General features: G+C 61.1%; 9 protein-coding genes. 2 read left to right on the top strand and 7 right to left on the bottom strand.

Going from position 1 to position 12,925, the window contains the following annotated elements:
* Positions 1-71: 71 nt before the first annotated feature.
* Entirely contained in the window at positions 72-1,976 is a 1,905-nt protein-coding gene (locus G9X68_RS29400; protein ID WP_171605385.1) for an acid phosphatase, read from the bottom strand.
* A 179-nt stretch (positions 1,977-2,155) separates the two neighbouring features.
* On the opposite strand from G9X68_RS29400, the gene G9X68_RS29395 reads away from it, so the two are divergent.
* Together G9X68_RS29395 and G9X68_RS29390 are read left to right on the top strand one after the other, a co-directional pair.
* A complete protein-coding gene (locus tag G9X68_RS29395) occupies positions 2,156-5,542 on the top strand; it encodes a hybrid sensor histidine kinase/response regulator (protein ID WP_171605384.1) in 3,387 nt (1,128 codons plus the stop codon).
* Positions 5,535-6,452, top strand: coding sequence for a response regulator transcription factor (locus G9X68_RS29390; protein ID WP_017961753.1), 918 nt, complete (start codon positions 5,535-5,537; stop codon positions 6,450-6,452). Before G9X68_RS29395 ends, G9X68_RS29390 begins: the two co-directional genes overlap by 8 nt.
* Positions 6,453-6,868: 416 nt before the next feature.
* Here G9X68_RS29390 and G9X68_RS29385 read toward each other — a convergent pair whose 3' ends face one another.
* From G9X68_RS29385 to G9X68_RS29360, 6 genes are all read right to left on the bottom strand, one after another.
* The gene (locus tag G9X68_RS29385; RefSeq protein WP_003542332.1) at positions 6,869-7,990 is read right to left on the bottom strand and encodes a branched-chain amino acid ABC transporter substrate-binding protein; all 1,122 of its coding nucleotides are present in this window, start codon (positions 7,988-7,990) and stop codon (positions 6,869-6,871) included.
* A gap of 120 nt (positions 7,991-8,110) precedes the next feature.
* A complete protein-coding gene (locus G9X68_RS29380) occupies positions 8,111-8,464 on the bottom strand; it encodes a DUF6867 family protein (RefSeq protein ID WP_171605383.1) in 354 nt (117 codons plus the stop codon).
* A 19-nt stretch (positions 8,465-8,483) separates the two neighbouring features.
* On the bottom strand, positions 8,484-9,227 hold the full coding sequence (locus G9X68_RS29375) for an ABC transporter ATP-binding protein (protein WP_171605382.1): 744 nt from the start codon (positions 9,225-9,227) through the stop codon (positions 8,484-8,486).
* Positions 9,227-10,102, bottom strand: a complete 876-nt coding sequence (locus G9X68_RS29370) for an ABC transporter ATP-binding protein (protein ID WP_018446887.1) — start codon at positions 10,100-10,102, stop codon at positions 9,227-9,229. Before G9X68_RS29370 ends, G9X68_RS29375 begins: the two co-directional genes overlap by 1 nt.
* Positions 10,102-11,493 (bottom strand): high-affinity branched-chain amino acid ABC transporter permease LivM, encoded by a 1,392-nt coding sequence (gene livM, locus G9X68_RS29365; RefSeq protein ID WP_171605381.1) that lies wholly within the window; start codon positions 11,491-11,493, stop codon positions 10,102-10,104. Before livM ends, G9X68_RS29370 begins: the two co-directional genes overlap by 1 nt.
* Positions 11,494-11,497: 4 nt before the next feature.
* Positions 11,498-12,400 carry a branched-chain amino acid ABC transporter permease gene (locus tag G9X68_RS29360; protein ID WP_171605380.1) on the bottom strand — a complete coding sequence of 301 codons (903 nt, stop codon included), beginning with the start codon at positions 12,398-12,400 and terminating at the stop codon, positions 11,498-11,500.
* Between the last annotated feature and the right edge of the window lie 525 nt (positions 12,401-12,925).

The following is a 12,925-nucleotide window of genomic DNA, read 5'->3' as shown; positions in this document are numbered from 1 at the left end:
GGGGGTCAAACAGGCAGGCCAGAGAAGGAAGGGCATCCCTGCAGCAGGATGCCCCGTCTCGATGGCGGAAATTATCCGTCGATCGTCAAAGTGACTGATGTCGGGCCGTAGGAGAGGCTTGCCTTGTGGCCGGAGACCGTGACCTTGCCGAAGGTGCCGGTCACGGCACTCGCCTTCAGGATTTCGATCTTGGTTCCGGGCGTCGGGACGTAACCATCGACCAGCGTCACCTCGAGGTCGCCGGCCAGCGCCGCCTTGCCCTCGATGACCAGCGTGCCCGCGCCGTTTTCGCCCAGCGCCGGCTTCGTCGTGGCATTGGCGAACTGTTGATAATCACCACTCACGGTCAACGGCTTGTCGGCCGCCAGAACGAGCGAACCGCCATTGACCTTCAGCCCGCCGGTACCGAAGGCCGACGGCGAGCCGGCCACCAGCGCGCCCTCTTCCAGCACGGTGCCACCGGTATAGCTGTTGGCGCCTGACAGCCCGAGGATGCCGTTGCCGCGCTTCACCAGCCTACCCTTGCCGGTGATGTCGTTCCGCCAGGTATCGATCGCATTGAAACCGCCCTTTACCGCGTCCATCGTCACAGTCACGTCCTGTTCGAACGCACCGTAACCGTCGGCGGCGGCAAAGAGATTGAGACGGCCGTAACCTTCCGCATCGTCAAGGAGCGGGTAGCCGGAGGCGATCTCCGTCGTCTTCAACACGGCGCGGCGCTGTTCGCCATCGAGATAGGGCAGACGCGTTTCGAGGAGCGCTTCGGCGCCCTGCGGCACGCGCGCCGGCTGGTCGGTCGCATGGATCGTCGGCAGGCCGTAGCTCAGCCGCTGCAGCACGTAAGCGCGATTGGCGTCATGATCAGCGAAGCGATCTGTAGCCAGCGGTGCCGCATGGGCGGCAACCTCGAGCGCACCCGCATCCGCAACGCCTGATTTGGCGATGAGCCATGCCTGCGCTTGGGCGTAGGCATCGCTCTTCAATGCTGAATTGTCGGCCTTGTTCAGATTGTAGACGACCGTGGCGATGCCGAGCATCCGGCCGCCCATCACGTCGAGAGGAGAATGCATGCCGGCGAGGATGCGGTCTTCGCCCAGTTCGCTGGCGCGCGTGATCATTTCCTGAAAGCGCTGCGGTACGAGATAGGCCATGGCGAGCGCATCCCGCCAGGCTTCCGCCGTATGCCCGCTCGGGAAACCGCCGTCTTCGACCGGCTTGCCGCTTTTGGCAGGTTCCAGCGTCGGGACGACCGACACATCCTGGCTCCAGCGATAGGGACGGCCATATTTGAAATAGCGCTTGGCAGGCTCCGTCGAGCCGTCGCCGCTTGCGGCGTTGATGAAGTCGATTGCAAGGCCCATGTCGGGATTGGCATCGGTCTTGTTTTCCGTGTCCGGCTTGCTGCCGGCGCCGCGATTGTTGCCCTTGTCGTCATATTTGACCGTCACCGCGTCGGCCGCCACCTCGGTGATCGTGGTGGTCTGCTTCGAGCCGGCCTTCCAGGCATCCGTCAGCGGACCAAGGCCATCGACGATACTGGCATTCTTGCCGCGCCGATCGTCGAGATAGGCGGCCACCGCCTGATCGGCCGTCCGCGCCCGCGTCGCATTGACGACATAGGCAATATTGGCGTCGTGGACCGCCTGGTTGACGATGTGGCCGTCGGTCTTGCTGGCGGGAATACCATCCCAATCCGTCTTGGCGACTGCCGGGCAATTGTCCTTGGCCGGGGCTTCGACACCCGCATCGACGAAAGGCGTGCGCGGGGTCCAGATTTCGAGGAAGCCGGAGAGGAGGTGAACGGCGGCGTTGGTGTCCACCGTCGAGAAGCAGGCGTCACCACGCTTGTTGGTGTTTCCGGCCTGCGCATAAGGCGCTTTCGCCGCCGTGGCCTGCTCGGCGCTGGCAAGCGATGGCACGATCGAAAGAAGGCAGACGAGGGCTGTGCTCAGACGGCAAAGGCTTAAAACAGACATGGTGATACCCGAAATGGTTGAACGAACGCCGGGAGAGTTAGAGCTCTCATGTGACAGATCAATTGCAAAAATATTGCCATTCTGTGAACCAGTCGGTGCCTGCCTCTTGCCTTTCCCAACCATCCCGCCAAAACTGCCGGAGAGACGATGAGCCCAACCGGAATGTCGGAAAGGAAGACATGGCAGCGCGCCAACGCATCATTCCGGTGAGACGCGAATATAATCGCTGGGTCGCCAACCAGACGCTGGAAGATTACGCGCTGCGCTTCACTGCCAAGAGCGCCCGCCATTTCTCCTCGCAGCGCATCTCGCAGACCGCGATCGGCGCGATCTCCTTCCTGGCGCTGGAGGCGATCGGCGGCGCGATCACCCTCTCCTACGGCACCACCAACGCCTTTTACGCCATTGTCGTCGCCTCGATCGCCATGCTGGCGATCGGCCTGCCGATCAGCCGCTACGCCATCCGCCACGGCGTCGACATCGATCTTCTGACGCGTGGCGCGGGCTTCGGCTATATCGGCTCGACCATCACTTCGCTGATCTATGCGAGCTTCACCTTCATGCTGTTTGCGATCGAGGCATCGATCATGTCCGGGGCGCTGGAGCTCACCCTCGGCATCCCGCTCTGGATCGGCTACATCATCAGCGCCGTCATGGTCATCCCCCTGGTGACGCACGGCGTGCGGCTGATCAGCAAGTTCCAGCTAATGACCCAGCCCTTCTGGATCGTGCTGAATATCCTTCCCTTCATCTTCATCGCCTTGCTGGATTGGGAAAAATTCGATCTTTGGCGTGCCTTTGCCGGCATCCGCCATGCCTCCGGCCCGCCCGGCACAGTCGCCGAATTCGATCTGGTGGAGTTCGGCGCTGCTTCTGCCGTCATCCTGGCGCTGATGTCGCAGATCGGTGAACAGGCCGACTTCCTGCGCTTCCTGCCGCCGGACCCGCAGCGCAAGTGGCGCCATCGCCTGGCGATCTTTCTCGCCGGGCCCGGCTGGGTCATCATCGGCGCGCCGAAGCTGCTTGCCGGCTCCTTCCTGGTCGTGCTGACCTTCACCTCAGGCGTCCCCCTCGATCGCGCCGCCGACCCGGCGCAAATGTACCTGACCGCCTTCGGCTACATGGTCCCCTGGCATAATGCCGCACTGCTGTTGATGGCCGCCTTCGTCGTCGTCTCGCAGCTGAAGATCAATGTGATGAACGCCTATGCCGGCTCGCTCGCCTGGTCGAACTTCTTCTCGCGGCTGACCCACAGCCATCCCGGCCGCGTCATCTGGCTGGTCTTCAACGTTGCAATCGCCCTGCTTTTGATGGAACTCGGCATCTACCGGCTGCTGGAGGAGACGCTCGGCATCTTCTCGATCATCGCCATGGCCTGGCTCTGCACGATCTCCGCCGATCTCTTCATCAACAAGCCGTTGGGGCTGGCTCCTCCCGGCATCGAGTTCAAGCGCGCCCACCTCTACGACATCAACCCGGTCGGCCTTGGCGCCATGACGCTGTCGGCGACGGTGTCACTGATTGCCCATTTCGGCGCCTTCGGCGAGATCGCCGCCTCGCTCGCGCCCTATATTACCCTCGTCATCGCAGTGGTCGCCTCGCCTGTCATCGCCTGGGCGACGAAGGGCAAGTTCTATCTCGCCCGCAAGCCGCGCCAGAGCTGGAAGAACCTGACGAACATCACCTGCTCGGTCTGCGAACATCCCTTCGAGCCGGAGGACATGGCCTGGTGCCCGGCCTATGCCGCACCGATCTGCTCGCTCTGCTGCTCGCTCGACAGCCGCTGCCACGACATGTGCAAGCCGGCTGCCCGTTTCAACGCGCAGGTCGGCACCGTCGCCAAGGCGCTGCTGCCGGACGCCATTCTGGGGAAGCTGACGACGCGCCTTGGCCGCTACGGCATCGCCGTCGTGCTGGCATTGACCGCCATCGGCGCAATTCTGGCGATGATCGCCCATCAGGTCGCCTCCGCCTCGCCCGAGACGGGTGAGGTCGTCAACCGCACCATCCTCATCGTCTTCTTCGTCTTCTCGGTGATCTCAGGCGTCGTCTGCTGGTTCTATGTGCTCGCCCATGACAGCCGCGTGGTTGCCGAGGAGGAATCCTCACGCCAGAACACGCTGCTGCTGAAGGAAATCGCCGCCCACAAGAAGACCGACGCCGCCTTGCAGAACGCCAAGGAAACCGCCGAGGCCGCCAACCGCGCCAAGAGCCGCTATGTCGTTGGGCTCAGCCATGAATTGCGCACGCCGCTGAACGCCGTGCTCGGTTACGCCCAGATCCTCGAACGCGACGAGACCATCCCAGCACCGCGCCAATCCTCGATCAAGGTCATCCGCCGCAGCGCCGAACACCTCTCCGGGCTGATCGACGGCCTGCTCGATATCTCCAAGATCGAAGCCGGCCGCCTGCAGGTCTATTCCAACGAGATCAACATCCAGGATTTCCTCGACCAGATCGTCGATATGTTCCGCCCGCAGGCGCAGGCAAAGGGGCTTGCCTTCATCCATGAGCGCGCGCCGGCCTTGCCGCAATTCGTCCGCACCGACGAAAAGCGCCTGCGCCAGATCCTCGTCAACCTGCTCTCCAATGCCATCAAGTTCACTGACGAGGGCAGCGTCACCTTCGATGTCGGCTATCGTAGCCAGGTCGCGACCTTCACCGTTGCCGATACCGGTCGAGGCATCACGGAGAAAGACCTGCCCCGTATCTACGAACCCTTCCAGCGCGGTGAGGCCGAAAGCGTGCGGCCGATGCCGGGGCTCGGCCTCGGCCTCACCATCACTCGGCTTTTGGCCAATACGCTTGGAGGCGAGATTTCGGTTTCGAGCATAAAGGACGAAGGCTCAACCTTCCGCGTCCGGCTGATGCTGTCCGCCGTCATGCGTGCCGTGGCCGCCGCGCCGCAGGAGAAGCGCGTTGTCGGTTATGACGGCCCGCGCCGCACGGTCGTCGTCGTCGACGATAACGAGGACCACCGCGAGATGATGCGCGAGATCCTGGCGCCGCTCGATTTCATTGTGCTGACGGCGGCAGGCGGCGGCGAATGCCTGACGCTGATCGAGGGCATCATGCCGGACCTTTTCCTCGTCGATATTCTGATGCCCGGCATGAACGGCTGGCAGCTCGTCTCGCGTCTGCGCGAGGCCGGCCAGACGGCGCCAGTGCTGATGCTCTCGGCCAATATCGGTGACGCGGCCGTTCTCAGCGACAGCGACGACAGCCACAATGATGCGATCGGCAAACCGGTCGACATCCGCCAGCTGCGCGACAAGCTCGCCCTGCATCTTGGCCTGACATGGATCTATGCCGATGCCGCGCCAGCCGTTCCTGTCAAGATCGAAGCGCCGATGCTGAGCCCAGGTGCTGCCCATGTGCAGGAATTGCTGCGGCTCGGCGAGATCGGCTATATCAGAGGCATCGAGGCCAAGCTTTCGGACCTTGCCAAGGTGGAGGCAAATCAGCCATTCACGGAGGAACTTCGCGCCTATGTCGCCGCCTTCGACCTCGCCGGCTTCATGGCCTTCCTGCACGACTTCGACGAAAAGGTGGAATCCATTGGCTGAGCCGGCCCTCCCCCGCGACATCGTTCTGCTCGTCGACGACTCGGCCGAAGCACTCGGCTTCATGACAGACGCGCTCGAACAATCCGGCTTCTCCGTGCTGATCGCCACATCGGGCACGGCGGCACTTGGTATCGTCGAGCGCATCACGCCCGATCTCATCCTGCTCGACGCGGTGATGCCGGGTATGGATGGCTTCGAGACCTGCCGCCGGCTGAAGGCGAATGCCGCGGTGGCGCAGGTGCCTGTCGTCTTTATGACCGGCCTGACCGAGACCGAGCATGTCGTGCACGCGCTGGAATCCGGCGGCGTCGATTATCTCAGCAAGCCGATCAACATCGATGAACTGCGCGCCCGCATCCGCGTCCATCTGCGCAACGCTCGCTCGGCCCAAAGCGCCCGCATCGCCCTGGACGCAGCCGGCCGCCATCTGCTGGCAGTCAAGGGCGACGGCGCCATCCACTGGTCAACGCCGCAAGCGACACGGCTGGTCAATGCCGCCATGGGCAGCGACGACGGCATGGAAATCGTCGTCCGCCATATCGCCGGCTGGATGCGCGACCGCGTCGCCGCAGTGCGCGACGGCATCATCTCGATCGCCCATGCCGGCCAGGCAGCGTTGCAGCTCGCCTTCCTCGGCGCAATCGGCCCTGACGAATATCTGTTCCGCCTCACCGCCGCCAGTCAGCGCAGCGACGACGAGGTGCTGCGCCAGCGCTTCTCGCTCACCCAGCGCGAATCCGAAGTGCTGCTCTGGATCGCCAAGGGCAAGGCCAACCGCGACATCGGCGAAATATTGGGACTGTCGGCGCGGACGGTGAACAAACACCTCGAACAGATTTACGTGAAGCTCGGCGTCGAGAACCGCGCCTCGGCCGCTGTGAAAGCCACGCACGTGCTGTACGAGATGTAAGAGGGTGATGGAGGCTAGAGCAATTCCAGGAAAAGTGCGAAGCGGTTTTCCGTCCGGAATTGCGTAAAAACAAAAGTTAGAGTGGTTCTGCGTTTCCATGAAAAGCTGAACCGCTCTAGTTCCGTGGCGCTGCCGAGATGCCGTGGGACCATGACGGTCTCCATCCGCCGAAGCGCCTCCGGCACATCAGGTTCTGCCTCGTAAACGCCAAGCCCACCCCCGGATCGTACCGTTTTTCGCCGTCGGCAACCCCTCCAGCGAAGCGAGCTGCCGGGCGCCATAACGCCGTCTTCGTGGGATCGATCGATGAGCGATTGCGGCACTGTAGCCAGGCCGGAATTGAAACAGCCGCAAAAAGAAAGAAGCCCGGTCGGAACCGGGCTTCGATAATCATGTCCCATAAAGGGAAGCGAGGCTTACATGCCCTGCGGGAAGTAGCTGTACTTGCCGTCCGGACCCTTCTTCCATTCGTACATGATGTAGCCAGGAATCTTCGGGTCGCCCTTTTCGTCGAACGAAATGTCGCCGAGAACGGTCGGGAACGGGCCCTTTTCCTTCATGGCCTTGGCAACGGCCTCAGGATCCAGCGAACCGGCAGCCTTGGCGGCACCGGCGATCGTCTGCATCGCAGCGTAGGAATAGAGCGTGTAGGCTTCAGGATTGAAACCAGCGGCCTTGAACTTTTCGACGAGTTCCTTGTTTGCAGGGTTCGCCGTCGGATCGGGGCCGAAGGTGTTCAGCGTGCCGGCGACGGCGTCGCCAGCGATCGAGGCCAGTTCGTTCGAAACGATACCGTCGCCCGAAACCAGCGTCGCCTTCAGGCCCTGGTCGGCCGCCTGGCGGATGATGAGACCGGCTTCGGTGTGCAGACCACCCCAATAGATGATCGAGACGCCGGCTTCCTTCATCTTAGCGATGAGGGCCGAGAAGTCCTTGTCGCCGACGTTGATGCCTTCGTATATGACTTCCGTGACGCCAGCGGCATTCATAGCCTTCTTGGTTTCGTCGGCAAGGCCCTGACCGTAGGGGGTCTTGTCGTGAACGACAGCGATCTTGGCGTCCTTGAAGTGATCGGCAAGATATTTGCCGGCGATGGCACCCTGCTGATCGTCACGGCCGCAGGTGCGGAACGTGTTCCAGAGGCCCCGTTCCGTGAAGGTCGGGTTCGTCGCGGCCGGGGTGATTTCGAGGATGCCGTTTTCGGCATAGACTTCCGAAGCCGGGATCGAAACGCCCGAGTTGAAGTGGCCGATGACGAACTTGACGCCGTCAGCAGCGAACTTGTTGGCGACCGAAATGCCCTGCTTCGGGTCGGAGACGTCGTCGCCGAGCTCGATCTTGATCTGCTCGCCGTTGATGCCGCCAGCCGCGTTGATGTCGGCGGCTGCCTGTTCGGCACCCTTCTGGAGCTGAGCGCCGAACGCGGCGTTCGGACCAGTCAGCGGACCAGCGACGGCGATAAGAACGTCGGCCCACGCGTTGCCGCTGAAGGCGACCATCGCCGTCAGAGCCACCGCCGACAGAAGAGACTTCTTCATATTATTACTCCCAATTTTTGGGCGGGTTCCGGTCCAAGGCCCAGCGCACTACCCACCATTGACTGCGCCAGGAAAGCTGTTCCACTCGGAAGGCAATTCATGCCTAGTTTCAACGGACTGTCAATGTTTGTCCTTCCACGAAAACGCGGAAGTCTTTTCGTACAGCCAGTAATAGTTGTTAACCATCTGGTTGGTGCGGCGGTAGCGGAAGCCGGCCGTCGAGAACACCAGCAGCGTCACGAAGTCGAGGACGTAGTAGAAGGCGTTGAGCATCGGCCCATTGAACAGCGCATGATGCAGGAACTGCATCGCCCAGGCGAGCAGAAATGTATAGACGATGACCAGCGGATAGTCGCTCCAGCCTTCGGCAACCGCTTTGCCGGCGCGCCAAGCCGTCCAGAAGCCTAAGAGCAAGACGATGACACGGATCGCCACAAGGGGGCCGGCATCCGATTCGAAGAAAAGTCCCTGCATGTCAAACTCTCCTTTCGACCTAGTGTCTTCCGCCTTCGAGATAGGCGGCGCGGACCTCGGGATTGGCAAGAAGCTCCTTGCCGGAGCCGCTCATCGTCACCTTGCCGTTCACCATCACGTAGGCGCGGTGAGAAAGCCTGAGGGCGGCGAACGCGTTCTGCTCGACGAGGAAAACGGTCAGCCCCTCCGCCTCGTTGAGCTTCTTGATCGCCTCGAAGATGCCCTTGACGATCAGCGGCGCAAGACCGAGCGAAGGTTCGTCGAGAAGCAACAGCTTCGGGCGCGCCATCAGCGCGCGGCCGATCGACAGCATCTGCTGCTCGCCACCCGAAAGTGTTCCGCCACGCTGGGCGTGACGTTCCTTGAGACGCGGGAAAAGCGTGAAGATCTTCTCGACGTCTTCGGCGAAGTGTTTCAGATTGTCGAGGCCGGCGCCCATCTGGAGATTTTCCTGAACCGTCATGCGCGGGAAGATGCGGCGGCCTTCCGGCGACTGCGCGATGCGCAGGCGGGCGATCTCATGCGTCGGCATGCGGGTGATGTCGCGGCCCTCGAAGACCACCGAACCGGTGCGGGCCTGCGGGCTGCCGCAGATCGTCATCATCAGTGTCGACTTGCCGGCGCCGTTGGCGCCGATCAGGCTGACGATCTCACCCTTGTTGACGTGGACATCGATGCCGGCCAGCGCGCGGATATTGCCGTAATAGGTTTCGACGCCATTCACCTGAAGGAGCGGTTGACCCGTCATTACTTCATCGCCCATCAGTTTGCGCCTCCTTCGAGCTGCTCGACGGCTGCGATCACCTCTTCCACTTCTTCATCCTCGACACCGAGATAGGCTGCGATGACCCGCGGATCGTTCTTCACGTGATCCGGTGTGCCATCGGAAATCTTCTGACCATATTCGAGGACGACGACGTGGTCGGAGATTTCCATGACCACTGACATGTCGTGCTCGATCAGCAGGATCGACGTTCCGGTTTCGGCGCGAATGCTCTTCAGCAGCGCGTTGAGCGTTGCCGATTCCCGTGGGTTGAGGCCGGCGGCCGGTTCATCCAGGCAAAGCAGTTCCGGGCCGGTGCACATGGCACGGGCGATTTCGAGACGCCGCTGGGCGCCGTAGGGCAGATCGCCGGCGGGGTCGTCGGCGCGGTCGATCAGGTCGGCCTTCTCAAGCCAGAAACGGGCAAGCTCGATCGCCCCGGCCGCTTCCCGCTTATAGGGGCCGACACCGATAAGGCCGAGGATCGTATAACCCGATGCCTTCATCAGCTTGTTGTGCTGGGCGACCAGCAGGTTTTCAAGAACGGTCAGGCCGGAGAACAGCCGGATGTTCTGGAAGGTACGCGCCACCTTGGCTTCCCTGGTGATGCGAAAGTCCGGCAGGCGCTCCAGCAGATATTGCTTGCCGCTCTTCTGGTTGAACGTGATCATCCCCATCGTCGGCTTGTAGAAGCCGGTGATGCAGTTGAAAACGGTGGTCTTGCCGGCTCCGTTCGGCCCAATCAGCGCGGTGATATCGCCGCGCTTGGCTTCGAAGGAGAAGTCGTTGATGGCCATCAGCCCGCCGAACTTCATCGACAGGTGTTCGACCTTGAGAAGAGTGTCATCAGACATCGTATTCGTTACGGGGCTCATCAACCGTGGCCCTCCTTGATGAAGCTTCCGGATATCGCCCTGCGCTCCTTGAGGAAGGCTGTCGGCTCACGCGAGCCGACGAAGCCGCGCGGCTTAAACAGCATGACGACGACCATGGCGAGGCCGAAGATCAACATGCGGTAGAGTTCCGGCGTAAAATCTGGTCCGAAGATGAGTTTTAGGAAGCTCATCTCGCGCAGCAATTCGGTGCCACCGACCATGACGATGGCGGCGATCGCGATGCCAGTCAACGACCCCATGCCGCCAAGAACGACGATGGCGAGAATGACGGCCGATTCCAGGAAGACGAAGGATTCCGGCGAGACGAAGCCCTGGCGGGCGGCGAAGAACGAGCCGGCGAAACCGGCAAACATCGCGCCCGTCGCAAAGGCAGTGAGCTTGGTCGTCACCGTGTTAATGCCGAGCGAACGGCAGGCGATTTCATCTTCGCGCAAAGCTTCCCATGCGCGTCCAATCGGCATGCGGCGCAGCCGGATGGTGACATAGGCCGTCAGCATGCAGAGCGCCAGGATCAAATAAAACAGGAAGATCTTGTAATAGGCAGAGGATATCGGCAGGTGAAAGAGCTTGGCAAAACCGCCGGCCGTCGCATCGAAGGGAATGCCGAACAGTGTTGCCTTCGGGATGCTCGATATACCGAAGGTGCCCTTCGTCACTTCAGTCCAGTTGATGAGGACGAGACGAATGATTTCACCGAAGGCGAGCGTCACGATGGCAAGGTAATCGCCGCGCAGGCGCAGCACCGGGAAGCCGAGAATGACGCCCCAGAGTGCCGCGAGGATGCCCGAAAGCGGCAGCAGCACCCAGAAGGACAAGCCGAAATAGCTCGAAAGCAGTGCGTAGGAGTAGGCGCCGACGGCATAGAAGGCGACATAGCCGAGGTCGAGCAGGCCGGCGAGGCCGACGACGATGTTCAGCCCCCAGGCGAGCATCACATAGATCAGGATCTGGATGCCGAAATTGTCGACATATGTCAGCGAGCCCTGAGGGCCTTTGATCGCCACCACTACCATGGGATACAGCAGCAGCGCGATCAGCGCGATCTTCAGGAAATGCCGGTGGAAGAAGCTCTTCTCTGTCGAGATGTCGAGTTCGCCCCCGCGCGCCTTGCTGAGCTTGCGGCGGTCGATATTCGGCCTGATGAAAACGACCATGGCGAAGCGGCCGATGGCAGCGACCGCGACGAAGATCGCAAGCAGGCCCCAGCGCTGGACGATGATCAACTCGTTGCTGATGTTCTGGTCGGTCTTGAGGCCGACATAGAGGACGAACATGCCGAACGAAAGGACGGCGGCGAAAAGAGCTTCGGTAAGGCCTTTGCGGACAAGTCCGGCATCGGGCTTGCCTGCAGAATTTTCGATGTTTGCCATGACGTTATACCTTCTCGACTTCCGGCCGCCCGAGGATGCCGGTCGGCTTGAAGATCAACACGAAAGCCAGGATCGCAAAGGTCGCGACGTCCTTGTAGGCGATGGTGAAGTATGCCGACCACAGCGACTCGATAAGGCCGATAAGGAGGCCGCCGAAGACAGCGCCGGGCAACGAACCGATACCGCCGAGAACGGCTGCCGTGAAGGCTTTCACACCGGGCGTGAAGCCGTCGTTAAACGAGGCGACGCCATAATACATCAGGTACATCGTACCGGCCACGGCCGCGAGCGCCGCACCCATAACGAAAGTGATCGAGATCGTCTGGTCGACGTTGACGCCGAGCAGCGCTGCCATCTTGCGATCCTGCTCGGTGGCGCGCTGGGCACGGCCGAGTGCCGTACGATTGACGATGTACCAGAAGACCGAGAGCAGCACGACCGTGATCAAGATGATGATGATCTGCTTCAGCGACACCGAGATGTTGCCGAACTGGTAGACCGAGCTCACCATCGGCGGGATCGGCTTGTTGCGTGGACCCTGCGTCACCTGGATGAAATTGGACAGCGTGATCGACATGCCGATCGCGGTAATCAGCGGCGCCAGGCGGAAGGAACCGCGCAGGGGTCGGTATGCGACGCGCTCGATCGTCCAATTCCACAAACTCGTCATCAACATCGCAACGACAAGCATCACCAGCAGCAGAACGGCCACCGGGAGACCTGCGAAGATGGATGTGAGGACGAGGAAGACGATAAGAGCGGCGAAACCACCGAGCATGAAAATGTCGCCATGGGCGAAATTGATCATGCCGATAATGCCGTAAACCATCGTATAACCAATAGCCACGAGGCCATAGATGGATCCGAGCGTCAGCCCGTTTAAGAGCTGCTGGACGAAATACTCCATATGTCGTTTTCCCCTGGATGCGAGCGAAACATGCTGCATCTCTTTTTGGTTCTTTGGTTCCCCGTTTCAGGGAACCTCATAGGCCGAATGCATAGCGGTTTCGTCGAAAATGTGAAGACAAAAAGGATTTACTCCGACAGATTCTTGCGGAAACAGGGTTAACTGGCGCATTTTGAACCAAAATCCACAGAAAAACAGCAGAGCAGGAGCTATTTTTAGCCAGAAACGGATACTGGGTTAACCACCCGGAGATATCGCCGTCGATTTCCTGCGCCGCTTGCTGCGTAAGCTATTCCACAGAATTGGAAGATGGAGCAAATTCCGACCCCAAGGCAGCCGCTTTGACGAATGCCATTTCACCAGCAATGCCGCATCTTCGTCTGACAAGGCTAAAAACTTATGGTAGCATCATCGGGCTGCGTATTGAGGGATGCGGAGCACGACGGGGAACACCATATAAGCTTGCTTATCTGATTGTGACAGGGATGGTTTGCGGACGAGCGACAGCGGGGTGCTCGGCCCGCG

The organism is Rhizobium changzhiense (assembly GCF_013087625.1).
Classification (GTDB): Bacteria; Pseudomonadota; Alphaproteobacteria; order Rhizobiales; family Rhizobiaceae; genus Rhizobium; species Rhizobium sophorae.
The sequence above is the reverse complement of the archived record's forward strand: the minus strand, read 5'-3'. Positions and strand labels throughout refer to the sequence as shown.